Consider the following 23,516-nt stretch of genomic DNA (forward strand, 5'->3'; position numbering starts at 1 on the left):
TTTCCCTCTTTTAATAATTTACTGGTGTTCCTCCATTATCACTAGATGCATAGAGCGCCTCAACGACACACATTGTTTGATAAGCATCTTCAACATCATTCATGTATTCATACGTCGAATCATCCATTTTCTTCATCAATCCGCCCATCGTGCCAATGAAGGCCTCATTGAACCAGCTTCCTTGGACCTCCAATTCACGCCAACCTTTACCATCATCAAGAACATACTCAACTTTGTCAGGGCGTCCTGTCGGGTAATCCAAGATCAAACCGATCGTTATTCGAATAGCCCCTTTCATCCCTTCAATTTTACATGTTGACTCTTGGTAATCCGGAGCATAATCGTGATTATGATTGATGTGGAGATTTACTCGCAGTTCAGGTCCATAATCTAGGATCATAGCAGAACGGGTCTGTTTTAACGCTTTCATTTTAGGATGCTGCATCGTTTTACAATAAACACTCGTTGGATTACCAGCAATGCTTCGGATCATATCTACATAATGAACACTATGGTAATTGATCTCCATCCGTTCTTTTTCAAATAAGAAATCCCACAAATGCCATGGGTGCAGTTCAACGACACGCCAATCAATGTCTACGACTTCGCCGATCAAACCATCGGTAATCAATTTTCTAGCCGCAATCATATATGGTGCTTGCCTTAGTTGAAAATTCACTCCTGCCACAAAATCCTTTTCTCGGCAAATAGTCAAAATTTCCTGCGCTTCTTCGATACTTTCACCCATTGGCTTTTGCATCAAAACACCTGAACGTTCCGGCAACTGCCGTAAAATATCTGCTGTCGCAGAAGCAGGAACCGCAATATCAAACACCGCGTTTTCCCGTTTGGCTAATTCAATCAGTTCCGCTAATTCATCGTAAGCATGGGGAATATCAAAATCCTTCGCGGTTTGCTGCGCTTTTTTATAATCAAGATCATAGATACCAATCACAGGATAACCAGCCATTTTGTACGCTGGTAATTGAGAGCCCGACACGATCCCGCCAGCTCCAATAATGACAATATTACGAGGGTTCTCCGGCATTTCCGGTACATAATTCAATTCTTTGATAGATTCAACCATTTTGCTCCTCCTAAAATTTTTTCTTTATAATGAATTTGCCAAGGCAACGAAAACTAATGAAATGACAATGATCGCGTTTCCGATAATGGCGATCCTTTGCGCCTTCGGAAATCCTTTCCACTCTCCATCTCTAAATCCCCACATATTAGCAATAATCAACGCTAAGCCATTAAATCCAACCCAACCAACGATAGGCCCTAGATCGCCTAGGAGGTGAGTCGCTTTCCCATAAACCGCTAAAGCCGCGAACCAAACAAAGGAGGTAACCAAAACCTTGAAATAGGCTTTCCCCGCACCAGGCTTGGTATAATCAGTATAAGTTTTATTTTTCACAAGTACAATTATGGCATAAACAAAATTCGCTAAAAACCCGCCGGCAAAAACGATCACCCACGACAGTAAACTTGCACTGACTGGCGATACGCCCGAATCAATCGCTAATTGAACTGGATAATTCGAGGCAGATGCACCAATATTGATCGCCGCTGATCCAGCTCCAGAAGCTAGCGCTAAGAGAAAACCAACCATAAATTTAGAGTTCTTTTTAGCTACGCCGCTTTCTGTTGTTTCTTCATCGCTTTCTTCATCACCGTCATTTTTCATAAAACCGGCCTTCGAGAGTACCAAAACACCACCCATCAAAACAGCCATACTCAAAATCAACATAATCAACGCCTTCGTTGACGGAAACTTTCCAAGAATGAACATTGGTACGAAACTTCCCAAAAGCAATGACAAACCTAAATTGATTCCTGTTACTAACGAAACACCGATCATATCGATCGCTTTACTATACGCAATCGAACTGATTCCCCAGAAAAAACCCATCAATGCTCCGAAGAAAATTTTATCAATCGGCGTATTCATAATATAGCTCATATAGTTAGGAACCTCGATAAAGGCCCAAATATGAGGGATCAACAAAACGCCTACAATAGAAAAGAGTGTCCAAAATGCCTCCCAAGAAAAGGGCTGGTATTTTTTGAAGCAAATCCCAAAACTCCCCTGAAAAAAGCATGCCAACAATAGTACTGTAAAAGCTCCGACCATTTCTATTCCTCCTAATACCGGTTAATAATTACCAACAAATTCTAAAATCCGCGCCACTTCCTGTTTGATTGTTTCTTCTGATCGTGCTAGATCCTGTTGCTCCTGATCTGACAACTTTCTCTTAACATAGACTGGTGTATCCAATCCTCTTGCCGCCAAAGCAATCTTAAATCCTGCTGGAAAATTAACTTTGAAACATTCTCTTAGTAATGGCAAAATAGCCTTCTGTACTTCTGCCGCTTCATTGATCTTTCCAGCCAAGTACAATTCTTCGATTTTTTGATAAGCTTCTGGAATAATTCCAGCAGTCGCCACCATGCAGCCATCTGCGCCAGCTACTAATGAACTTAGATACATCTCTTCTCTTCCGATCAAGAAAGAGGTATCCAACTGCTCACCTTCCAACATATCTAAAATATGAAGAACGTCAACTAAATTCCCGCTAGATTCCTTTACTCCAACCACATTGTCGAGCTTAGCAACTGACACTAACAGATCCTTACTCAATGCTGGTGCAAACAACGGTACATTATAAACGATCAACGGCAAGTCAACACGGGCATTGATATCCTCGAAATATGCCAAAATAGCCTCATCACTAGGTTGATAAAAATATGGCGGTGCAGATACGATCCCATCATAGCCAAGCTCCTCAGCTATTCTTCCAACCTCAATTGCCTTACTGCTGGCTGTTGCTGTTACACCTGCAAATAATTGCAGTTTGCCAGCACTAGCTTCCTTGACTGTCTCTAAAATAGTCTGAGCTTCCTTCGCATCAAAATGCGCGGCTTCGCCAACAGAGCTGACCGCAAAAAGCCCAGTGATGTTCTTTTCAACATAGAAATCAACCATCCGCTTAAGCGCCGAAACATCTATACCTCCTTCTTCTGTTAATGGTGTCAACATCGCTGCATAAATCCCTTTTAATTCCATCTTCAAAACAAAACCGCCTCTCTAGTTCTCACTCGTGAACTTGTTTCTCTTTTATGAACTTAACACTTAGAATGTAACCGCTTAACGAAAAAATGTCAACCTGTTTTTTAAATTTTATTTCAAGTCCAATCTTCAGATAGCGACACTAGAAAGTAGGATTATATAGGTAATATTATTTACAAATACTACACTTGCTGAATAATTTAAATTTAACATTTCATGAAAACGCTTGATTTTCTGATCGATTTTGATATATTGGTAGTACCAATAAAGCCATGGAGGAATATTTATGACAAAGCTTAAAGGAATTACATGGAACCATAGTCGCGGCTTCACATCTGTTGTTGCTACCGCTCAACGTTTTTGCGAGATGCATCCTGGAGTTGAAATCGAATGGGAAAAACGATCGCTGCAAGAATTCGCTGACGCGCCAATCCAACACCTTGCCGATCAATACGATCTGTTGATCATCGATCATCCGTGGGCAGGTTTTGCTCAACAAAGCGGAATCTTAGCTGATTTATCGCTTCATTTATCAACTGATTTCTTAGAAGACCAAAAAAACAATTCTGTCGGAATGTCTCATCTTTCTTATAATTTTGACGGTTTCCAATCGGCATTAGCTGTGGATGCAGCTACACCTATCGCTGTTTATAACCAGCAATTTTTCTCAAACCAAGCAGTCCCAAAAAGCTGGCAGGATGTGTTAGCACTCGCTCGGAAAAACAAAGTGGCTATCGCAGGAATTCCTATTAACCTTTTAATGGACTTTTATATGTTCGGCGCTACTATCAATGCCACTATGTTTGAAAATGGAAATGTGATCGATGAAGAAAGTGGTGTGATTGCTTTAGAAGCTATTCGCGAGATCGTCAATTTATGCAGCGAGGATATTCTTCGATGGGACCCGATCGATTTGCATAATTACATGGTGGAAAATGATGGCATCGTTTACTGTCCTTATGCATACGGCTACACCAATTATTCAAAACCTGGCTACGGGAAACATCTGCTTATAGCTACGGATACAGTTTCCTTCAACAGCGATCCGCTAAAAACCGTTCTTGGAGGAACCGGTTTAGCGGTTTCGTCAGCTTCAAAAAATCTAGAACTGGCCTGCAAATATGCGGAATATACTGCTTCGCCGTTAATTCAAGAAACCCTCTTCTTTGACGCTGGCGGACAACCCGGTCATCGCAAAGCCTGGCTTAGTCCAGAAACAAATCGCCGATGCGCAAACTTTTTTGAGAATACACTTAAGACGCTGGATAATTCTTATCTCCGTCCTCGTTACAATGGCTACCTTCATTTCCAAGACAATGCGGGAGCCCTCGTTCAAGAATATGCGATCCATGGAGGAAATCCTAAAGAGGTTTTAGGCAAATTAAATGCGTTGTATCAAGAATCATTAAATCAAGCAAGGAGTTGATTTTGGTGTCACTTTTAAATGGAATCACCGTACTAGATTTTAGCCAATTCTTGGCTGGTCCTTCTTGCGCATTGCGTTTGGCTGACTTAGGAGCAAGGGTAATTAAAATCGAACGGCCAAATGTCGGCGACAATTCTCGACATTTGGTATTGAAAAATCAAAAAATCGGCGAGAACAGTTTACTTTTTCATACCATTAATCGGAACAAAGAAAGCATCGCTCTCAACTTGAAGGACCCAGCAGATAAAGAAATCACCTTAGAGCTGATCAAAAATGCGGATGTGCTAATTGAAAACAATCGACCGGGCATCATGAAAAAACTTGGTCTTGATTATGATACAGTGAAGCAGCTTAACCCTAAGCTTATCTACGCCACTGTTACCGGCTATGGAATAGCTGATCGTTTAAAGACAAAACCAGGACAAGACTTATTAGCACAATCATTATCCGGTCTTACTTTTTTAAACGGAAACGCGGATCAGCCGCCCACACCATTTGCTCTTTCTATCGCAGATTCATTCGCAGGAATCCATTTAACGGAAGGGATTTTAAGCTGCTTGATCCGCAGAAATAAAACAGCTACCGGTGGGCAAGTAGAAGTCTCGCTGTTAGAATCCGCAATATCGCTGCAATTTGAGGTCCTTACCTCTTATTTTAACGATGGAAAAAAATTGCCGGAAAGATCGGCTATAAATAATGCACACGCCTACTTAGCAGCACCGTACGGAATCTACCAAACTAAGAACGGGTACTTATCAATAGCGATGGGTTCGTTAGAAATCTTAGGAAGTTTGATCGCTCTTCCGCAACTTGCTGAATATGAAAAAGAAAAGCGGGCTTTCACTTCAAGAGATGACATAAAACAGCAGATAGCAGATACTCTCGTGACAAAAACGACTGAAGCTTGGATGGAGATTCTACTATCTGGCGGCTATTGGGCAGCTCCTGTTTATAATTGGCAGGAATTGATAAAACAAGAAGGCTATAAAGCTTTATCATTTGATTTGCAACTGAAAACACCTGAAGGTTCCATTCACACAACCGGTTGTCCTATTCGAGTAAATGGAAAAAGAGGCACTGCTGATAAACCGGCACCTCTGCTGGATCAGGATCACGTTAAAATTTTGAACGCATTAGGAGGGAAAAGAAATGATTAAGCCCTTGGAAGGCATTCGTGTATTGGACTGCAGTCAGTTTCTTTCCGCTCCTTCAGCGGGGTTGAAGCTCGCTGATCTAGGTGCCGAGGTCATCAAAATCGAAAAGAAAGGCGGAGGCGATATTTGCCGCCAGCTATATGTGTCTAATTTCAAGATAGACAATGACAGCTCTCTTTTTCACGCCATCAACCGCAATAAACAAGGTCTTGAATTGGATCTAAAAACCGAAAAAGCACAACATGTTTTTAAGGAACTAGTCAAAACAGCCGATGTTGTTCTAATCAATTTTCGGCCGGGCGTCGCCAGAAAATTGAATTTGGATGCTGAAACGATCCATAAAATCAATCCGAAAATCGTTTATGGTGAAATCACTGGATATGGTGAGAATTCACCATGGAGCAGTTGGCCAGGTCAGGACTTACTGGTTCAAGGAATGTCTGGAATTTGCTACTTGAATGGCGACAGAGAACAAGCCCCGCTTCCTTTTGCCCTTTCTATGGCTGATCTAGCCGCAGGAGAGCATCTTTGTCAAGGGATCCTAGCTGGACTGTTCAACGCACAACGTACTGGTGAAGGCTATGTCATTCAGACTGAACTCCTCACTTCGTTAATGGATCTGCAGTTCGAATCCTTTACGACCTTCTTGAATAACGGGAATCAGCTGCCTGTCCGCAGTGGATTTCATAATGCCAATCCCTATATTGATGCGCCTTATGGCATCTATGCAACTAAAAATGGGTATCTAGCGATCGCCATGTGTCCAATCGTGAAGTTAGCCGAATTACTCGATTATCCAGTGCTTGCAGCTTTCATGGAAACACATTCGGTCGAACAAGACAGTGATGAGATAAAACGAAAACTACAGGCAAAATTACTCACTCAACCTACCGAAAACTGGCTAGCTATTTTAGAGCCTGCCGATATTTGGTGCACAAAGGTCTTAGATTGGCAGCAAATGGAGCAGAACGGACTATTTGAAGAATTGAAAATGAAGCAAGAAATCAGCAGCAGTGAAGGGACTCATTTCTATACCACTCGCTGCCCAATCAGAATCGATGGAGAGGTCTTTACTTCCGAAAAGGGAGCCCCCACTCTCGGAGAGGATAATTTCAAGTTTGGAATAAAGGAGGAACACTAATGGAAAAAGCAATCTATTTTGAGGACTATCAATTAAACAGCGAAAGAACATCTTACGGCAGAACGATCACTGAAGCGGACATCGTGACTCACGCAGGTCAAACAGGCGATTTTTTCCCGCATCATATGGATGAAGAATGGTGTAAAACACAGCCCTTTGGCCACCGGATCGCTCATGGAACACTGACCTTCAGCATCGCTGTAGGGATGACTGCCAACCTGATCAACCCAGTGGCCTTTTCTTATGGCTATGAACATCTGCGATTTATCAAGCCTGTTTTCATTGGTGATACGATCACAACGATAACAACGATTTCAAAAAAAGAAGATCACCCAAAACGCAAAAATATGGGGATCGTTTATGAAACACTGACTGTAAAAAATCAACGAGCGGAAGTCGTCATGGTCTGTGATCATCTTTTGATGTGTGAAAAGCACGCATAATAAAAAAGCAGCTTCCCAGAAGTCGTTCCACAAAACTTCAGGGAGGCTGCTTTTTATTAGCTACTGACCACTTTTTATAATAAGAGCTCCAGACGGCTCTCAATTTCATTTTTACAGGTTCTCATCATTTCTACGACGGTGTTTATGTCCACTGATTCCATCTCTTCTGTTGAAAAGGTACAGCTAAAAGAAGCAATCATTTTTCCATTTTGAACGATCGGCATCGCAATGCAGTTTGAGGTTTCACTGGCTTCTTGGTATTCCGTTGAATACCCTTGTTGTCGGAACACTCGCAGCTCCTCTAACAACTCATCGATATTCTTCTTCGAATTCACTGTCAGCATCCGCCACGGTGCATCCCGATAAAGCTCACGAATCATTTCATCCGAATATTGCGAAAGCAGCATTTTTCCAATAGCCGTACAATTAGCCGGCAAGCGCCCGCCAATCTGCTTCATTAAAGAGTAATTCTCAAAATGCTCACTGCGAGCCAAGTAAATCACTTCCGTACCATCTAAAATCCCCGCATGAGAAGTTGTCCGTACTCGAATAGACAGTTCATTAGTCAACACTTTCAATTCTTGGACCAAGTCACCACTGCCGATGAAATTTGCTGCCAACTTGATGAAATTACTGCCTGCTACATATTTTTTTGCATTGTCATTAAAGGAAAGATAATCATTTTCCACCAGCTCTTGGATCAAACTGAAGGTTGAGCTTTTCGGTGTATTTAATATTTGCTGGATATCCGAAAAGCTCAACCCTTTAGAATGATGCGCGATTGCTTCCAATAGGCGCAAGGTTCTTTCCGCTGACTTAACTTTTGCCATTTTAACTCCCTACTTTTCTTTTGTCATTTTATCAATGTATTGTTTAGATTTACTATAAAATTCGTTTAATGAATAAGTAAGCTTTTTCCGATCTCTTTCAATAAAAGCCTGTTCAATTTTTTGCCGATAATGGATACTGTTTTCAATCGCACCGGGTACTCTTAAAATATTCAGCGCACTTTCCCTTCTGATTAAAATGATTGTCTGCATCAATTTTTCCATTATCTTACTTCCACATATCTTACCCATAAACGAATCAAACTCTTCCAGTAATTCATTGTATTCTGCAACAGTTTTATTCTCAGATGCCGCATCCTCCATCTTTTGGGTAATTTGTTCTAAGTTTTCAAGATTCTCTTTCGTTGCATGGTTGAAAGCTAATTTGACTACATCTGTTTCAATCAATTTTCTCGCGTGATAAAGTTCCTCCTGATCATGCAGTTCTCGTTGGAAAATCCATGAGATCGAATTCTCCGGTACAGGCTGCTCCGCCTCAGAAACAAAGGTCCCATCATTGGGCTTTATTACGACTAATCCCACTAAAGAAAGTGCCCTCAGGGCTTCTCTGACTTGACCTCTAGACACGCCCAAGTGCATTGCTAAAGAGCGTTCATTCGGTAATTTCTCCCCCGGTTTTAGTTCTCCAGAGACAATTTGATCAGCAATTTGATTCATGATTTTTTCTGATTGAGTCAGCTTTTTTTGATTTTCCAAGTCTTTACCACCTATCTTAACCAACGGTTCTTATATGAGAACAAATTCTAGTTTATCATATTCCACTAAAAATGAAAGCGGTAAATCATTTCTTTTATCCGCTGAATTGTAATATTAATCGCAACAAAGAACCCATCAAAAATTTCTAGTAAAATGAGTTTAGGATAACAAACTACTAGGAGTGATTTTGATGGGTTCACACAAAAAGCTTACACGAGATAATCGAAAATGTATAGAGACGATGATTTATGATGCCAAGAGTATTCAAGAAATAGCGGACAGAATTGGTGTTAGCCGAACAACGATTGATCGTGAGTTGAAACGAGTACCCGAAGATTTGATCTATAATGCCGACAATGCGCAATTAGATGCGGAAATGAAGCGCAGTGCCTGTGGTGCGAAGTCCAAATGGACTTCTGAATTCGCTTATCAGATTGAATGTGATCTTGAAGACAGCTGGTCCCCTGAACAAATTGCGAATGATCGTCAAATAGTTTCATTCAAAACCATTTACAATTGGCTCTATGCCGGTATTCTTAATGTGTCTAAACAGTGTCTGAGACATAAAGGCAGAAGACAAGAAAAACAAGAAGAGGCACGAGGCAAAATGACTGTAGGGCATACCATTGATGAACGCCCAGCTTCTGTGTCAACTCGAGAAGAATTTGGACATTGGGAGTTGGACACAGTTGTTTCTAGCAGAGGGGAAAGCAAAGCCTGCGAAGCAACGTTTATTGAACGGAAAACACGCTTTTATTGGGCGATCTCAATGAGGGATCGTACCGCGAAGTCAATGGCACAAGCGATTAAAGCTTTTGTGCAAGACCTAGGGAGTCACAAGGCATTTTTAAGCTTTACGGTCGACCGTGGGAAAGAGTTTTCTTGCTGGAAAGAAATTGAGAAAGATTTAGACGTACCTATGTATTTTTGTGATCCATACTCCCCATGGCAACGCGGATCTAACGAAAATGGGAATGGTTTATTTAGAGAATTCTTCCCTAAGGGAACTGATTTTTCAAAGGTACCCCCTACGGAGAAACAGGAAGCATTACGCAAGATAAATATGCGTCCTAAAAAAACATTGAACTGGAAAAATTGTTGGGAAGTCTTTCAAGAAGAAATGTTGCAATTAATTTGACAATTCAGCATCCCAAAAAAAGCCTTCAGCCGTATCTAACAGAATAACTCAGGTATCTTGGCGACTAGCGTCCTTCTTTCTCTGATTTCTCGAAAATGATTTACTGCATTCAACTACTTCACCCATGGTTAAAGATACATGATTCACCAAAGGAAGCGGAAAAGATATTGGCTCTACTGCAGGAATAAATTCTTTTACAGAAAGATTGTTGACGAACGTTATCTTATCAATGATAATTATTAGATGACAGTGAATGAAAAAGGAAAAGGGTGGAGAAATGAAATATTGTCCCAACTGCGGTGCGGAATTACGAGCGGAAGCGAAGTTTTGTCCGACTTGCGGATATAATTTAGAACAAGACATACCAGCTGAGGAAAATGGCAATGAGCCGTTTGTCCAAGTGAATACCCATGAACATTTTGAATTAGAATTAGAAAAAGCGGAAGGCTTAAACATTACTCGGGCGGAAATCAAAAAGCACGCCCAAGAAAAATTATCCGGCCGCTACGGCGAATGGTGTAAAACGATCCTTTTACTGATCGGAGCAAATATCGTCGCGAACTTCATTTTTCAATTCGCGCAAGTCCGCTTTTTTGCCAACAGCTTCTTAAACCTGTTCAACCCGTATGGTTATTATAGTTACGGCTATGATTACGGTTATGGCTACAGCCGCCCATTTTCTGGTATATCGATGCTGTGGTGGTTCGTAGTGATGATGGCCGCTTTGGTCTTGATGTTTTTGATCTCCGCATTATCTACAGCGGTCTTGCAATGGTGCGCGATCCATACGCTGAGGGGCAATCGCGCGGACGGCTTGCAGATTTTTGCTTATTTCATCCGATCACAAAAGAACCGTGTGCTGAAGGCCAATGTCTTGATCGCGATCTATACTTTCCTTTGGTCGCTACTTTTCGTCATCCCCGGCATCGTAAAAAGCGCTTCGTATGCAATGACCAATTACCTCTTGGAAAAAGAAGAGAGCTTGAGTGCTTCGGATGCGATCTTATTAAGTCGGCAAATCATGCATGGCTACAAAATGGAATTCTTGATTCTGCGTTATTCCTTCTTCTTCTGGAATTTGATCGCGATCTTCCAATTTACGAACTTTTATATCATGCCTTACCAAAATGTGACCGAAATCCAATTTCTAGATATGCTTTACGAGCACTACGTAGAACAACATAGCGAAATCGAAGCATAGAAAAGAGGCCGACTCATAAGTGTTCAGCGTCAAGAATTTTCGGCTTATTTCCGCAGACGTCACTTATGAATCACCATTTATTCGTAAATAGGAGCTGAGACAAAAGTCTAAAAGACTTTTGTCTCAGCTCCCTTTTTATTTATTCGCTTTTGCTTGTCTGTTTTGATACAGCTGCTTGAAAACATAAACAGCGATAAACAATGCAAACATACTCAGCAACCCAAACAAGATCGTTTTCGTACTGCCGGTCAGATTACTGCCGACATACGAATACACGACTGTCGCCGGCAATTGTCCGATCCCTGTCGCGATCAAAAATGGGATCGGCTTGATCGCCGTCAATCCTGCCGCATAGCTGATAAAATCAAAGGAGATAAACGGCAGCAGACGACAAATCAAAATCGTATGCTTCCCGTAGCGATCAAAATACGCATCCAATGATTCCAACGAAAAATTTTTGTTCAGTCGTTCCACGATATCTCGTCCCGCGATCCGCGCGATGTAGAAGCAAACCAATGCCCCCGCCATCGCACTCGTCCAAGAAAGCAACGCTCCCTGCCACCAGCCGAAAACCGCCGCATTCGCAAAAGTGATCAAAAAGGCCGGCAACGGCGCAATGATCGATTGGAACATCATCAACAGAAACGAGATGACCACCGCCCACACACCAAAGGATTGCAAATATCCTACGATACTTTCCACACTCATAGAACGAAACAGCATCAGGACTTGCGTAACCTTCGAACGAATCCCTGGAACAAAGTAAAAACTAACCACCGCCAGCAGAATAAATAGGATCAGCAAGATCCGAGCAAGCGTGCGTTTATTTAATTTAGACATTATTTTTCTACATCCTCGACTTTTGCCCAACGATAGTATGAGCCATCATAATTTTTTACTTGCTTGAAGCCGCACATGTCCATCACTAATTCCATGTAAGCCGAGCGAATCCCGGCAGTACAATAAGTAACGATTTTCTCATCTTTGGTTAAGCCAGCATCTTCAAAAAGCTTCGTCAGCTCTTTTTTACTCTTCAATGTGCCACTTTTGTTAAATAAATCGGTAAAGCGAACCTGAATCGCGTCAGGCAGATGTCCGCCCTTCGCCTCTCCGTACAAGACTTCACCTTTATACTCTTTGTTTTCACGAACATCAACGACCTTGTAGTCGTCATAATCCTTTTTCAATTCATCGGTCCGAATAAGATGCTTCTGATCGATCGCCTCGATTTTGACAGTTGCCGGCTCTAACTTGGTGCCCTCGACATCCGTTTTAAGTCCTGCTTTTTTCAAAGCCGCAAAGCCGCCATCGACCATTTTGACATCCTTATAACCAGCCGCCAATAACTCCCAAGCGATTCGACCGTCATCGCCCCAGCCTTTTTGCGCACCGGCGAACAGCACGACTTCTTTGTTCATCGCGAGTCCTTTTTCACCTAGCCGCTTACTAAGCTCAGCCGGTTCCAAGACCAGACCCCACGTTTCATCGCCTGAAGCCCCTGCTTCCACTGAGGCCAGCTCTTGCCAACCAAGCGTTACGGCACCTTTGATCGTTCCCTTATTCGCTTCTTCTTCACCACGTGCATCCACTAAAAGGATCCCATCCAAATGCTGCTTCACATAATCAGCGTTCACGATATATTCGCCAGTAAAAGCTGTCACTTCCTTTTTATCGGCTTTGGATGAATCCGCCTTTTCATTACCGCCGCCGCAGCCCGCTAACCCTAACGCGACTAACGCCAACAGCCCAATCATTGCTTTTTTCATCTTCTTCTCCATTCCTTTGTCGTTTTACTTCGACAAGCCATCGAAGCCCAGGAATCTCCATCTTTTTGCTCTGCTTAAGGAATTCATTTTCGCTCGGCCTATCATTTGGCCAAACTGCTAAAAGCAAAACTGACAAAAAGAAACATACCCCCGTATGTTCACAAACGACTTCTTCAGGTGAGATGCTCACACTGCTGGTAAATGAAGGTTCGCTGGAGAGGAGAATTTTAAATTCACATTCTTAGAGACTCTAAGGCAGAGTGTCGCTCATAATCACCTATGAAAATTCAAAATACGCCCTCCCCTCGTTCACTATTTGTGCCCGTATTCAAAGTATATAAAAGGCGCTATCTTTTTACAACATGTCATTTATTGATCTTGCTCAAAACGGTCTGCGGCTCTGTCTCGTCCTCTTCAAAATCATCCAGTTCATCAAAACGAAAGTCGTTTAAGCGTGTCCCCGTTGAGTATTGGGCAACCAGCTGATCGACCTTCTCCGCCAGTGTCTGTTTTTGAGTCCCTGTTTCCTGCGGCAGCAGCACCTCGAAGGCCTGTACCGTTTCATCCTCTTCCTTTTCTTCTTGCTCGGTCTTACTTGGCGTACCAAAAAGGACCGTTTCTTCTGTTTGGACAAAACATGCGGCAACCACTGTGTTGAATATCTCGATGCCGGCTTCGTCAATGAGCTTGGTTGCCGTCAAGCGCTCCAAAGCCATTCGAATCTGTTTTGCTGATTGGTTTGTATTCATCTCAGCGAACTGCCATCGATGGGTCTTGTCCTCGCCATTTCTAAAAGTTGCTACTATATCTGTCATTTTTTTCCAGCCTCTCCTGCTTGTATTTGTAACGCGCCCTCAGTTATTTCTTGCCCCTCTTCTGAAAAAACTTCGCGAGCTTTTTATTCAATCTCCTTTCCTCTCTCCCTAATTCGATATCTTCTTTACTTTTACCGAAAGCATTTACCGGGGCGTCTCGACTTTCAGCAGCGGAAGGGCCGCTGTTCTGAGTGCTCGAGGATCGGGCATTGCCGACTGCCTGTTTCGGAGGTGACCCTTTCACTGTTCCAGAAAAGGGCTCAGCAGTCTGACTGACCGCCGCTTTTTCCAACCGCTGTCTTCCTTCTTCGAACAACGTTTCTTTCATTGTGGGAGCTTTATCAAGATTCTGTTTTTCCTGCTGCGGTGTTTGCTGAAGAGCACTTGCTGGTAATTCATTTTTATCCTTTGTTTCTGCACTTTTTGCAGCAGGCTCCTCAGTAGCTTCCGGCAATTCTTCCTGTTCTTCGGCATAATGGAGATCGGGAGCGGTCGCATCACGGAAGAACTCCACGAATTCAGTGAATTTCTGAACACCATTCGTCTCAAAAATCGATAACATCGTCAAGAGCTTCAATGATCCCGTAATTTCTTCCTGATTCTTTGTTGGATGCGCGTTTTTCAACGTCCAGGTATGTTTGCGCCCATTCGACCCTTTAAAGATCGACTTCATGATAAATTGATGATTCGCCAATTCATCCTTTCTAGTGGGATCTTTTTCCTTCAAACACGCCTGATACCTTCGCGCTTCCACAGTAGCCGCAAGATAGTCATTTTCATTTTTATACAAACGAGCAACGATTGTTTTCCATTCATCGCGATTAAAATAGCCTTCAAACAGGATGCTGAAACGCCGCATCACAGTACCAGGTTCAGCAGTAAGATAGACTTCCCGAATTAAATCTCGACACATAAAAGAAAAATCAACCACAGTCAGAGAATGCCTCACAAGGAGCGCGACCGCATATTCGATCACAGCTGGAACGTCCTTTGTTTCACTGTATAGTTTGATTATTCGTTTCTCAAGATTTCCTCTCAGCATATTGAACAGTTGTCTTTGACCTAATCGTTGCGTTTGCATATTCTTCCACTCCTCATATATTGGTTTTTAATTTTTACAGCATATAAAAAATACGCTTTCATTTTTAAGACAGTTGCGTTTACAAATCAAAAATAACTCTCAATTAAGAAAAATACCATACTTTTTTTGAAGATTTCTGACTCATTTTTTGACATTTTTTTTAAAGAATTGAGTTTAATAACGTTTTTTTATAGCAGAAACAGTCTAGAATTTAAAAGAATAGTCATACAGATCAGTGATTTCCGGCTTGTTTTTCCGGGTATAATCGGAGTGACATTTAGAACAGAAAATAATCCGTCAGATACCGATTTATCTGACGGATTATTTTAGCCTTTTTTTTATTGCCATAAATTTTCTGCTCGTTTCTTGACCGGGATCTGCATCCGAATAAACATCGTGCGATTCAGCGCATCGGTCTTATTCTTCTCATAGACGACTTCACAAACATAGTCGCCGATGATTTGATAATTCTGCCGTTGAAGTGCTGCCTTAAACTGACTTAGAGCGGGCAATTCCTCCTTGAAAGAATGACAATAAAAGGTCGCGTACAGGCCGCTCTTTAAACTTTCCGTGTGTTTAAAAGGAGTCGGTGTGAAAATAAACAGCTCCTTGGAAATAAAATCCTCCGCTAAAAATTGCTGCTTTGACATGATCGTCCCCACTCGGTTGAAGCGCCCGACTGGGATTTGCTGCTGACTAACATGATTCTTGAATGCCCGCAAATAAAATTCGTATTCTTCATCCGACATCTCATAAATATTTTTATCGATGGAATAGGTCAAGACTGGCCGCGCCGGGAAATGGGCCACTTCGATCTCAGTCTGATGTTGCTTTTCTTGAAAAATCAACGCCCCCGCCTGAAAAGAATCGATGTCTTCCAACTGCTGATCCAGTAGCTTTCGCTGTTCCAATATCTCTTCCTTCTTTTTCTCGACAGTCTGGCTTAATTCCGCCAAAGCTTCCGTGTCATTCATAATGTGCTTGATCTCTTCCAGCGAAAAATCGAACTGCTTCAAGAATTGGTTGTTTTCGACCGCCGCGGATTGATTGATGTGATAGTAACGATAATTACTCTCTTCATCAATGTAGATTGGATGTAGCAGATCAACTTTCTCATAGTAACGCAGTGTTTGGACAGAAATGTTGTTGTATTTCGCAAAGTGGCCGATTTTCATTTTGAGAAACATTTTCAAACTCTCCCTTGACTCTATAGTTACTATAGACATTATACTAGAATTGTGAATTATAGCACAATAATTAAAAGGAGGCATTTCAATGAGTTTACAAAAGATCAAAGTTGTTCAGTATGGTTGTGGTAAAATGGCGAAGGTGATCATCAATTATCTGTATAAACATGGGGCTGAGATCGTTGGCGCGATCGATTCAAACCCTGATTTAGTAGGAAAAGATATTGGTGAGTTTGCGGAGTTGGGGTATGCGACAGGAGTCAAGATTTCGAACAATGCACAAGAGGTTTTTGACAGTTGTGATGCGGATGTAGCCTTAGTAACGATCTTTAGTTATATGCCTGAAATGTATGAATTTTATGAGTTGTGTCTTAAAAACAAAGTCAATGTGATCACTACTTGTGAAGAAGCAATCTATCCATGGAACACGTCTCCAGCAGAGACTAACAAATTAGATAAACTGGCGAAGGAAAATGATGTAACGATCATGGGTGCCGGGATGCAGGACATTTATTGGATCAATATGCCTAGTCTGATGATGGCGGGTATGAACGATATCAAAAAAGTCAAAGGTGCTGTCAGCTATAACGTTGAAGATTATGGGTTGGCATTAGCCGAGGCCCATGGTGCCGGCTATGACCTGCCTCGTTTCGAGAAAGAAATCGCACAAGCAGAAAGTCTGCCGTCTTATATGTGGAATGCTGGTGAAGCGATTTGTTCTAAAATGAATTGGACGATCCAAAACATTTCTCAAAAAAGCGTCCCCTTTACCTTAGATGAAGATCTGTACTCAGAAACTCTGGGTGCGACGATCAAAGCTGGCGATGCGATCGGTATGTCTGCCGTAACAACGATCATGACCCATCAAGGTATCGAGCTGGAAGTGGAATGTATCGGAAAAGTGTATCGCGAAACCGACGGAGATATGTGTGACTGGGAGATCATCGGTGAACCAAACATGGTCTTCTCTCTAGATAAACCGGATACTGTAGCCCATACTTGCGCTACCCTTGTTAACCGTATCCCATCGGTCATCAAAGCCCCTGCTGGATTTATTACAGCGGAAAAAGTTGACGGCTTGAATTATATGACTTACCCAATGCATATGTATTTGTAAGAAAAAACAATTTATGACTTCGTTCTGCATTAGATCGATTCGTCATTCTATCCATCAAAAAAGAAGGTGTGACTAAAGTTCACACCTTCTTTTTCTTCATTACCGCAGCAATGAAACAATATCCTTTTTCGCTGCACTCTTAGCCGGCAGCCAGCTAAAGACGATCCCAATCACGACAGACAAGCCAAAGGCTAACGTCACCGTGAACAGATCCGGTCGTACAGACAGTGGAGTGAACATACTGATCGCAAAGCCTAACAGCATCGCGATTAGATATCCGATCGTACCGCCGACCAATGTCAACGAGATCCCTTCCAGCAAGAATTGCATCATAATGTTGCCCTTCGTGCCGCCCATCGCTCGCCGTACACCGATTTCTTTCGTCCGTTCAGAAACAGAAATGTAGATCATGTTCATGACCCCGATCCCTGAGATGAAGAGGGAGATTCCGCCGATCACCGAGATCAATAGAGTAATGCTGGTCAAAAGCATCCGCAGCTGATCAACTTGCCCTGCTAAATCCTCAGTCTTGTAACTGCCCAAGTCTTTCCATGTTCCATATTTCTTAAGTGTTTCCTCAGCTTCCTTCGAGACACTTTTTACATTCGCTGTTTGATTCATCTTCACTTGGATCATGTTGCGATCTTCCGAATTGAAATAGCTCTCGAATACATTTTCCGGTAATTCCGCGACAACGTAATCTTCCTGTGTTGAAACGATCGTGCCGCCGCTGCGATCCTTCATAATTCCCACTACTTCAAACAAATGGCCGCCAATTTTGATACTTTGGCCAATCAAAGATGCAGGTTCTTCTTTTTTGATCGCTTTAGCAGCAGTTTGGTCGATTACTACGACAGGATTTTCATTATAATAATCACTCGACTGAATACCTCGGCCGTAGATTACCTTGCTGCCTTCATTTTTCAACAATTTGAAACAATTCCAGCGACCATCATTCCCGATATCATCAAAGGTTTGATCCGCATATTTGATCCCATTGCGTGAATTATCATAATAGCTCACCGATTGAACCCCAGGAATACTTTCGATGGTATTGATGTCTTCTTCGGTAAAACCGTTCAAGCCATTCTCACTAAAGGTGTCATCCTTCGCTGAAAACGTATAGCCGACACTGCCGTCAAATTGATCCAAACCAATAAATTCCGAAGCATAATCCTCAAAGGCCCGCCCAATTGAAAAGACCGTGATGACCGCAGAGACCCCGATGATCAATCCGATCATGGTCAAGAAGCTGCGCCGTTTGTTTTTACCGATCGCCTTGAAAGAAGTCTTCCATACTTCACTAAACCGCATGTGCAACACCCTCTTCCAAGATTTCTCCATCTTTTACCGTAATCACTCGACGACAATACGCCGCGGCATCTGGATCATGGGTCACCATCAAGATCGTAACTTTTTCTTCTTCGTTCAATCGTTTAAATAATTGCATGATTTCTTCAGAGGTATGACTGTCTAACGCGCCCGTTGGCTCATCCGCCACGATAAACTTCGGATTTCCAACGATGGCGCGGGCGATTGCCACCCGTTGCTGTTGGCCCCCTGAAAGCTGTTTTGGCAGCTTGTTGTATTTATCCGCGATCCCAACTTTTCGCAAAGCTTCCATAACTAACGGCTTGGTTTGCTTTTGCTTCATTCCGCCGTACAGCAGCGGCATCGCTACATTCTCCAGCACTGTATTGTTATCAATCAGCTGGAAGGCTTGAAAAACGAAGCCGACTGATTTATTCCGCAATGCTGAAAGCTTTTCATCATTAAAACGATAAGCATCCTGCCCCTCGAAACGATAGGTCCCTTCAAAGTCGCCGTCTAAAAAACTGATCGTATTGATCAAAGTCGATTTCCCTGAACCTGACGGCCCCATCACCGCCACAAAGTCATGCTCATCGATCGTCAGACTAATGTCTTTTAACACATGGATACGCTCCTGATCGGCGGTATAGAATTTGTTGATATTTTCCATCACAATCATTCAACCGTCACATCCATCCCATCCTTGATGCCTTTCGCATCTTTGACGATTTTGTCGTTTTCATTCAGCCCTTCCCGTAAAACGTAATAGCCATTGCCTTTTTCAGCAGTTACCGTCTGTTTTTCAGCCTTGCCTTTAGCAACAGTATAAACAGATTGCTCGCCGTCCTTTTCAACTACACTCTTCAACGGCAAATGGATCTCATTACGAGGAATCAACAGCTCAACAGAATAACCAACCGGGATCGCTTCATCAGGAACCGCAGTAAAGTTGTACGTTACCAGGCTTGATTTTTCTTCCTTTGCCGGATCGTTATTCATTTCCGCCAATGAAGTAATCTTGCCGTTGACTGTTTTCTCGTTGTTGGCATATTTGATTTCGATCGGTTCATTCAAGGCAACCTTCGAACGATCATATTCTGTTACCGTTCCTTTGATCGTTGATTCTTCACTCTTCAAGACCATCAACGCCTGCTGTGGGTCATTTTTTGCGTCTTCATTCAACGCGGTCACGACAGAATCATTCGCTGCACGAATCACTTCACCCCAGCGATACGTCACTAAAATCGTGTCTTTCGCCACATGATCCCCTTCATTTACGTGGATCGTTTGAACCTGCCCTTTTTCTGTATCTACTAGCACTGTTTGCTTTTTCGTTGATTGTACCTGCCCTTTTAAATGCAGCGGTGTTTGTTTGCTGACTTGGTACATTTCCACCGAGGTATCATCCTTTGCATTTGCTTGGGTGTTTTGATAGAGAAAAAATCCAGCCCCCGCAACCACTAACACTCCGATACCAATGATAATCTTTTTCATTTTTGACTCCATTCCTTCCATCTTAAAATTCGTTCGCTTGTTGATTACTCTTTAAATTTTAGATCAAAGTCCGAGCCGCTACTTCCAACGAAAGTACAAAGTATAGATAAGACTTTAGACCGAAGAACATTTGTTTTTTTAATGGATGTAAAAAGCAGCATAGGAAGGCTTCACGAATTCGCTCAGCTTTTGAGCACCGATTAGGTACTGTTCCACATCAGCTCTGCCTAATGAAATTTAGCAGCGACTGTATGCGTAGAAAAGCTAGTTCGTGAAGCCGAACATGGATATACCTGCTGTATAGCGACTTATTCATGTAAAAATTTTATACTTCCTTTAATGTAAAAAAAAGCATCCCCGGAATTTCTCCCAACGATGCTTTCGTTTATTTTTCCTTCTCGATTTCCTTTGCGACACGTTCGTTCATTTTACGCTTCAATTCATTGATCCGCGTTTTTGCTTGGATCTCATGGAGCATGTTCTCCGCAAATTCTCCGACATCTTCACCAACCAGCTCCAACACTGGAACCTTGTTGCTGGCCCCCTCTTGAAAGAAGGCTAGCAATTCATACATCGGCTGCAGCATATCCATTCCAGAACCTTCCGTAAATTCCCACAAAAATTTTTGTACTTCTTTGTACACAACTTGATAGTCCTGAGGTAATTTTTTTACTTCGGCCATCTGCTCATTGTATTCCACTTTATCCACACGCATTTGTTTAAGATAATTAAATAGATTCTTCTCAGCCATTGTCCTTGCTCCCTTTCAATTTATCGATCTGACCAGAAATGAAGGCCCAACGCTGCCAAAACAAATCCAGCTCTTTTCTGCCGTCGTCATTCAATGAATAGAATTTCCGCATTGGACCAACGGAAGATTTTTTCTTTGTGACACTCACTAAATTTTTCTTCTCCAACCTTAGTAAAACAGTATAAACTGTCCCCTCAACAATATCTTCAAACCCATATTTTTGTAAATTATTTGTGATCTCATAGCCATAGGTCTCATGTTGATCGATGATCTCCAAGATCATCCCCTCAAGTACACCCTTCAGCATCTCAGTAATCCCGTTCACCGTTATCACCCTTCCCAATTGTTGCTAACGTAATTTTTTCCGATAGATATATATAGATAATACTTGGAAAATCACGATTGTGCCAATACTCCATGCGAGTGCGACCCAAATAGCTGAAGGAATCTGCCCTTCTGTCAAAAGTGACCGTAAAGAATTGATGATCGGTGTCATTGGTTGATGATCGGCGAAGCCTCTTAAAACCTTTGGCAACGTTTCTGTCGGAACAAAACCCGAACTGATAAACAATAAACCGATCAGTAAATAAGAAAAAGCAATCGCCGTTTCATTATTCTTAGCAATCAGGCCGAAGAAAACAGCAATCCAGGAAAGCGCGTAGGTCGCAACTAGCAGCAGAAGGATCGCTACGAGTCCTTCCAGAACATCGGCTTTTGGTCGAAATCCGATCAAAATACTGCTGAACAGCACAATCATAGCCGAGAGAAAATTGAAGGTAACACTGGTCATTACGTGACTATTCAAAATGGCTGATTTAGCGATCGGCATTGAGTGAAACCGTTCAAATATCCCATTCTGAACATCCGTATTTAAGCGAAAGGCCGTATAGCCCACCCCGCTAGCTACTGTAAATAATAAGATCGCCGGAACAATAAATCCTTTATAGGTTTCTGGCGGAATCGTCATTGCGCCGCCAAAAATATAGATAAATGCCAGCATCAACATGATCGGCATCAATACGACTGTCATAATGGTATCCACGCTTCGAGTCATATGCTTCATCATTCGTCCCGTTAATACCATTGTATCCGCGAATACATTCATTTTTCTCCCGCCCTTCTATTTTCCACGATCATGAAGAAGACATCATCCAATGAAGCTTGCTTTTGAGTAAATGTCAAGATCTCGATCTTAGCCGCCTGCAGCTGATTCAAAACCTCAGTGATCTTTTCAACTTCGCTGTTCGTAGCGACATTCAGTGCCAACAGTTCCTTATTCATCTTGCCGCCGACAAGCTGCTCTGCGGCTTCCAAAGTCCCCTCATCCGCGAAGGTCAATTCCAACGTTTCTTTTGGCAAATGTTTCTTCACTTCGGCGATCGTGCCTTGGATCGCGATCTTCCCGCGATTCAAAATGGCTACCGTATCCGCTAGTTGTTCAGCCTCTTCCAAGTATTGTGTAGTTAGAAAAATCGTCACGCCAGCTTTTTTCAAAGTACGGATCATCTGCCAAAGAGCTGCCCGTGCCTGCGGGTCTAATCCTGTCGTCGGTTCATCTAAGAAAAGAATCCTTGGCGGGTCAATCAAGCTCATCGTCAAATCTAATTTGCGCCGCATTCCGCCAGAATAGGTCTGTGTTGGTCGATCAGCGGCATCTTGCAAATCAAAATCTGTCAACAGTTCATCAACCTTTTGCGAATAGTTTTTCAAATGACGAAGTTTTGCGATCAAAACTAAATTTTCTCGTCCCGTTAATACCTCATCCACCGCCGCAAATTGTCCCGTCAAACTAAATTCCTTTTGTGCCTCGAGTGCCTGCGCTAAGATATCCAACCCATTGATCTTTACTGCTCCGCCGTCCGGCTTCAACAATGTAGTCATTATCTTAACGGTGGTCGTTTTTCCCGACCCATTCGTTCCCAATAAAGCAAAAATAGTTCCTGTCGGTACATGAAAACTGATCTTATCCAACACCTTGTGTTCAGAAAAAGACTTTTCCAAATCCACAACATTGATTGCTTCCTGCATCATACTCACTCCCATTAGTGAAATTATTGTTTCAAGTTCAGTACCTCGTAATATTAAGTACAGGTATACTGTAAAACTAAGTAGCGGTTTTGTCAACTACTTTGTTGTACTAAGTACTAAAAAAGTAAAAATTTTTTCTTTACATCTAGTTAACCATCATTTATACTTTCGTTAACCAAAAAAAATATTAAGTTAACGAAAGAGTGAGTTTATTGAAATTAAGCAGTCGAGAAATTGTTTTAGCAGGTTTATTCGCAGCAGTAATCGGTATTTTATCTCAATTCACCATCCCCTTTGGGCCAATCCCATTGACCTTGCAAACCTTTGCCATCGGTTTTGTGGTAACCATCTTAGGGAAAAAGACCGGAACTATCGCTGTTTCGATCTATCTATTGATGGGCATGATTGGATTACCTGTATTAGCAGGCGGTTCTGCCGGACTCATCCATTACTTTGGACCAACGGGCGGTTTTTTAATCGGGTTTATTTTTCAAGCCTACGTCACAGGTTTGATCCTCGAAAAGGCACATTTCAATTATTTTTGGTCGATTTTCGCAAATGTGATCGGCGCCTTTATCACCCTGATCTTCGGGTCCTTATGGTTGAAATTTAGTGGTGATTTGCCTTGGAATGCTGCCTTTTCAGCCGGAATGATTCCTTTTATCCTGCCAGGTGTGATCAAAGCACTGGCCGCCGGATATTTAGGCGTGCTGCTTGGCAAAAGATTACCTTTTACTAATTTGGAGTATCGTTAAGTTTCCCTTGGTGGAAACTTTTTTTCTTGACTTTTTAATCAGGGTACCATACTATATCGAATTATAAGGTACCCTTAACAAAAACAAGAAA

25 protein-coding genes are annotated in these 23,516 nt (G+C 42.2%); 8 read left to right on the forward strand and 17 right to left on the reverse strand.

All coding sequences use genetic code 11. The features are described from left to right. Positions 1 to 10 precede the first annotated feature (10 nt). The 3 genes from IGI38_RS21705 to IGI38_RS21715 are packed head-to-tail and all read right to left on the reverse strand — an operon-like array spanning position 11 to position 3,070. The gene (locus tag IGI38_RS21705) at positions 11 to 1,087 is read right to left on the reverse strand and encodes a Gfo/Idh/MocA family protein (protein ID WP_438733978.1); all 1,077 of its coding nucleotides are present in this window, start codon (positions 1,085 to 1,087) and stop codon (positions 11 to 13) included. 24 nt (positions 1,088 to 1,111) lie between these two features. Continuing rightward, on the reverse strand, positions 1,112 to 2,137 hold the full coding sequence (locus IGI38_RS21710) for an L-rhamnose/proton symporter RhaT (RefSeq protein WP_438733979.1): 1,026 nt from the start codon (positions 2,135 to 2,137) through the stop codon (positions 1,112 to 1,114). A gap of 21 nt (positions 2,138 to 2,158) precedes the next feature. Continuing rightward, complete coding sequence (locus IGI38_RS21715; protein WP_438734384.1) at positions 2,159 to 3,070, reverse strand: dihydrodipicolinate synthase family protein; 912 nt, start codon at positions 3,068 to 3,070, stop codon at positions 2,159 to 2,161. Between the two features lie 289 nt (positions 3,071 to 3,359). Here IGI38_RS21715 and IGI38_RS21720 point away from each other — a divergent pair, with 289 nt between their 5' ends. The 4 genes from IGI38_RS21720 to IGI38_RS21735 are packed head-to-tail and all read left to right on the forward strand — an operon-like array spanning position 3,360 to position 7,237. After that, positions 3,360 to 4,499, forward strand: a complete 1,140-nt coding sequence (locus tag IGI38_RS21720) for an ABC transporter substrate-binding protein (protein WP_438733980.1) — start codon at positions 3,360 to 3,362, stop codon at positions 4,497 to 4,499. Between the two features lie 5 nt (positions 4,500 to 4,504). After that, positions 4,505 to 5,656 (forward strand): CaiB/BaiF CoA transferase family protein, encoded by a 1,152-nt coding sequence (locus tag IGI38_RS21725; protein ID WP_438733981.1) that lies wholly within the window; start codon positions 4,505 to 4,507, stop codon positions 5,654 to 5,656. Continuing rightward, entirely contained in the window at positions 5,649 to 6,794 is a 1,146-nt protein-coding gene (locus tag IGI38_RS21730) for a CaiB/BaiF CoA transferase family protein (RefSeq protein WP_438733982.1), read from the forward strand. Before IGI38_RS21725 ends, IGI38_RS21730 begins: the two co-directional genes overlap by 8 nt. Further along, positions 6,794 to 7,237 (forward strand): MaoC/PaaZ C-terminal domain-containing protein, encoded by a 444-nt coding sequence (locus IGI38_RS21735; RefSeq protein ID WP_438733983.1) that lies wholly within the window; start codon positions 6,794 to 6,796, stop codon positions 7,235 to 7,237. Before IGI38_RS21730 ends, IGI38_RS21735 begins: the two co-directional genes overlap by 1 nt. A gap of 74 nt (positions 7,238 to 7,311) precedes the next feature. On the opposite strand, the gene IGI38_RS21740 is transcribed toward IGI38_RS21735, so the two are convergent. Further along, positions 7,312 to 8,067, reverse strand: coding sequence for an IclR family transcriptional regulator (locus IGI38_RS21740; protein ID WP_438733984.1), 756 nt, complete (start codon positions 8,065 to 8,067; stop codon positions 7,312 to 7,314). Between the two features lie 9 nt (positions 8,068 to 8,076). Continuing rightward, entirely contained in the window at positions 8,077 to 8,781 is a 705-nt protein-coding gene (locus IGI38_RS21745) for a FadR/GntR family transcriptional regulator (protein ID WP_438733985.1), read from the reverse strand. 190 nt (positions 8,782 to 8,971) lie between these two features. Between IGI38_RS21745 and IGI38_RS21750 the strand changes: the two genes are divergently transcribed. Both IGI38_RS21750 and IGI38_RS21755 read left to right on the forward strand, forming a co-directional pair. Then, complete coding sequence (locus IGI38_RS21750) at positions 8,972 to 9,919, forward strand: IS30 family transposase (RefSeq protein ID WP_438725454.1); 948 nt, start codon at positions 8,972 to 8,974, stop codon at positions 9,917 to 9,919. A 277-nt stretch (positions 9,920 to 10,196) separates the two neighbouring features. Beyond that, complete coding sequence (locus IGI38_RS21755) at positions 10,197 to 11,120, forward strand: DUF975 family protein (RefSeq protein ID WP_438734385.1); 924 nt, start codon at positions 10,197 to 10,199, stop codon at positions 11,118 to 11,120. 135 nt (positions 11,121 to 11,255) lie between these two features. Here the strand turns inward: IGI38_RS21755 and IGI38_RS21760 are convergent, their stop codons facing one another. The 5 genes from IGI38_RS21760 to IGI38_RS21780 all read right to left on the reverse strand — a co-directional run bounded on the left by IGI38_RS21760 (position 11,256) and on the right by IGI38_RS21780 (position 15,969). Further along, on the reverse strand, positions 11,256 to 11,960 hold the full coding sequence (locus tag IGI38_RS21760; RefSeq protein ID WP_438733986.1) for a TVP38/TMEM64 family protein: 705 nt from the start codon (positions 11,958 to 11,960) through the stop codon (positions 11,256 to 11,258). After that, positions 11,960 to 12,886: a sulfurtransferase gene (locus IGI38_RS21765; protein WP_438733987.1), complete on the reverse strand. Its 927-nt coding sequence runs from the start codon at positions 12,884 to 12,886 to the stop codon at positions 11,960 to 11,962. Before IGI38_RS21765 ends, IGI38_RS21760 begins: the two co-directional genes overlap by 1 nt. A 365-nt stretch (positions 12,887 to 13,251) precedes the next feature. Beyond that, positions 13,252 to 13,701: a hypothetical protein gene (locus tag IGI38_RS21770; protein WP_438733988.1), complete on the reverse strand. Its 450-nt coding sequence runs from the start codon at positions 13,699 to 13,701 to the stop codon at positions 13,252 to 13,254. Between the two features lie 43 nt (positions 13,702 to 13,744). Next, positions 13,745 to 14,782, reverse strand: a complete 1,038-nt coding sequence (locus tag IGI38_RS21775) for a hypothetical protein (RefSeq protein WP_438733989.1) — start codon at positions 14,780 to 14,782, stop codon at positions 13,745 to 13,747. 338 nt (positions 14,783 to 15,120) lie between these two features. Beyond that, positions 15,121 to 15,969 carry a MerR family transcriptional regulator gene (locus tag IGI38_RS21780; protein WP_438733990.1) on the reverse strand — a complete coding sequence of 283 codons (849 nt, stop codon included), beginning with the start codon at positions 15,967 to 15,969 and terminating at the stop codon, positions 15,121 to 15,123. 88 nt (positions 15,970 to 16,057) lie between these two features. On the opposite strand from IGI38_RS21780, the gene IGI38_RS21785 reads away from it, so the two are divergent. Continuing rightward, the gene (locus IGI38_RS21785; protein ID WP_438733991.1) at positions 16,058 to 17,086 is read left to right on the forward strand and encodes an NAD(P)H-dependent amine dehydrogenase family protein; all 1,029 of its coding nucleotides are present in this window, start codon (positions 16,058 to 16,060) and stop codon (positions 17,084 to 17,086) included. A gap of 99 nt (positions 17,087 to 17,185) precedes the next feature. Here the strand turns inward: IGI38_RS21785 and IGI38_RS21790 are convergent, their stop codons facing one another. The 7 genes from IGI38_RS21790 to IGI38_RS21820 all read right to left on the reverse strand — a co-directional run bounded on the left by IGI38_RS21790 (position 17,186) and on the right by IGI38_RS21820 (position 22,670). After that, positions 17,186 to 18,400, reverse strand: coding sequence for an ABC transporter permease (locus IGI38_RS21790; protein ID WP_438733992.1), 1,215 nt, complete (start codon positions 18,398 to 18,400; stop codon positions 17,186 to 17,188). Continuing rightward, positions 18,390 to 19,076 carry an ABC transporter ATP-binding protein gene (locus tag IGI38_RS21795; protein ID WP_438733993.1) on the reverse strand — a complete coding sequence of 229 codons (687 nt, stop codon included), beginning with the start codon at positions 19,074 to 19,076 and terminating at the stop codon, positions 18,390 to 18,392. The genes IGI38_RS21790 and IGI38_RS21795 overlap by 11 nt, the downstream gene beginning before the upstream one ends. Next, positions 19,073 to 19,891 carry an efflux RND transporter periplasmic adaptor subunit gene (locus tag IGI38_RS21800; protein WP_438733994.1) on the reverse strand — a complete coding sequence of 273 codons (819 nt, stop codon included), beginning with the start codon at positions 19,889 to 19,891 and terminating at the stop codon, positions 19,073 to 19,075. Before IGI38_RS21800 ends, IGI38_RS21795 begins: the two co-directional genes overlap by 4 nt. Before the next feature lie 385 nt (positions 19,892 to 20,276). Then, the gene (locus tag IGI38_RS21805) at positions 20,277 to 20,642 is read right to left on the reverse strand and encodes a DUF1048 domain-containing protein (protein WP_438733995.1); all 366 of its coding nucleotides are present in this window, start codon (positions 20,640 to 20,642) and stop codon (positions 20,277 to 20,279) included. After that, positions 20,635 to 20,967, reverse strand: coding sequence for a PadR family transcriptional regulator (locus IGI38_RS21810; RefSeq protein ID WP_438733996.1), 333 nt, complete (start codon positions 20,965 to 20,967; stop codon positions 20,635 to 20,637). The genes IGI38_RS21805 and IGI38_RS21810 overlap by 8 nt, the downstream gene beginning before the upstream one ends. A 24-nt stretch (positions 20,968 to 20,991) precedes the next feature. Beyond that, the gene (locus IGI38_RS21815) at positions 20,992 to 21,747 is read right to left on the reverse strand and encodes an ABC transporter permease (protein WP_438733997.1); all 756 of its coding nucleotides are present in this window, start codon (positions 21,745 to 21,747) and stop codon (positions 20,992 to 20,994) included. Continuing rightward, entirely contained in the window at positions 21,744 to 22,670 is a 927-nt protein-coding gene (locus IGI38_RS21820) for an ATP-binding cassette domain-containing protein (RefSeq protein WP_438733998.1), read from the reverse strand. The genes IGI38_RS21815 and IGI38_RS21820 overlap by 4 nt, the downstream gene beginning before the upstream one ends. A gap of 212 nt (positions 22,671 to 22,882) precedes the next feature. On the opposite strand from IGI38_RS21820, the gene IGI38_RS21825 reads away from it, so the two are divergent. After that, positions 22,883 to 23,425 carry a biotin transporter BioY gene (locus IGI38_RS21825; protein WP_438734386.1) on the forward strand — a complete coding sequence of 181 codons (543 nt, stop codon included), beginning with the start codon at positions 22,883 to 22,885 and terminating at the stop codon, positions 23,423 to 23,425. Positions 23,426 to 23,516 lie beyond the last annotated feature (91 nt).

It is taken from the genome of Enterococcus sp. AZ128 (assembly GCF_051714485.1).
Taxonomy (GTDB): Bacteria; Bacillota; Bacilli; order Lactobacillales; family Enterococcaceae; genus Enterococcus_A.

Excerpts from the sequence above, each read along its gene's own strand:
- IGI38_RS21715 (WP_438734384.1), bottom strand. The coding sequence starts at position 3,070 with ATGGAATTAAAAGGGATTTATGCAGCGATGTTGACACCATTAACAGAA.
- IGI38_RS21790 (WP_438733992.1), bottom strand. The coding sequence starts at position 18,400 with ATGCGGTTTAGTGAAGTATGGAAGACTTCTTTCAAGGCGATCGGTAAA.
- IGI38_RS21750 (WP_438725454.1), top strand. The coding sequence starts at position 8,972 with ATGGGTTCACACAAAAAGCTTACACGAGATAATCGAAAATGTATAGAG.
- IGI38_RS21705 (WP_438733978.1), bottom strand. The coding sequence starts at position 1,087 with ATGGTTGAATCTATCAAAGAATTGAATTATGTACCGGAAATGCCGGAG.
- IGI38_RS21770 (WP_438733988.1), bottom strand. The coding sequence starts at position 13,701 with ATGACAGATATAGTAGCAACTTTTAGAAATGGCGAGGACAAGACCCAT.
- IGI38_RS21755 (WP_438734385.1), top strand. The coding sequence starts at position 10,197 with ATGAAATATTGTCCCAACTGCGGTGCGGAATTACGAGCGGAAGCGAAG.
- IGI38_RS21805 (WP_438733995.1), bottom strand. The coding sequence starts at position 20,642 with ATGGCTGAGAAGAATCTATTTAATTATCTTAAACAAATGCGTGTGGAT.
- IGI38_RS21780 (WP_438733990.1), bottom strand. The coding sequence starts at position 15,969 with ATGTTTCTCAAAATGAAAATCGGCCACTTTGCGAAATACAACAACATT.
- IGI38_RS21730 (WP_438733982.1), top strand. The coding sequence starts at position 5,649 with ATGATTAAGCCCTTGGAAGGCATTCGTGTATTGGACTGCAGTCAGTTT.
- IGI38_RS21720 (WP_438733980.1), top strand. The coding sequence starts at position 3,360 with ATGACAAAGCTTAAAGGAATTACATGGAACCATAGTCGCGGCTTCACA.
- IGI38_RS21760 (WP_438733986.1), bottom strand. The coding sequence starts at position 11,960 with ATGTCTAAATTAAATAAACGCACGCTTGCTCGGATCTTGCTGATCCTA.
- IGI38_RS21775 (WP_438733989.1), bottom strand. The coding sequence starts at position 14,782 with ATGCAAACGCAACGATTAGGTCAAAGACAACTGTTCAATATGCTGAGA.
- IGI38_RS21800 (WP_438733994.1), bottom strand. The coding sequence starts at position 19,891 with ATGAAAAAGATTATCATTGGTATCGGAGTGTTAGTGGTTGCGGGGGCT.
- IGI38_RS21735 (WP_438733983.1), top strand. The coding sequence starts at position 6,794 with ATGGAAAAAGCAATCTATTTTGAGGACTATCAATTAAACAGCGAAAGA.
- IGI38_RS21820 (WP_438733998.1), bottom strand. The coding sequence starts at position 22,670 with ATGCAGGAAGCAATCAATGTTGTGGATTTGGAAAAGTCTTTTTCTGAA.
- IGI38_RS21795 (WP_438733993.1), bottom strand. The coding sequence starts at position 19,076 with ATGATTGTGATGGAAAATATCAACAAATTCTATACCGCCGATCAGGAG.
- IGI38_RS21765 (WP_438733987.1), bottom strand. The coding sequence starts at position 12,886 with ATGAAAAAAGCAATGATTGGGCTGTTGGCGTTAGTCGCGTTAGGGTTA.
- IGI38_RS21785 (WP_438733991.1), top strand. The coding sequence starts at position 16,058 with ATGAGTTTACAAAAGATCAAAGTTGTTCAGTATGGTTGTGGTAAAATG.
- IGI38_RS21740 (WP_438733984.1), bottom strand. The coding sequence starts at position 8,067 with ATGGCAAAAGTTAAGTCAGCGGAAAGAACCTTGCGCCTATTGGAAGCA.
- IGI38_RS21815 (WP_438733997.1), bottom strand. The coding sequence starts at position 21,747 with ATGAATGTATTCGCGGATACAATGGTATTAACGGGACGAATGATGAAG.
- IGI38_RS21710 (WP_438733979.1), bottom strand. The coding sequence starts at position 2,137 with ATGGTCGGAGCTTTTACAGTACTATTGTTGGCATGCTTTTTTCAGGGG.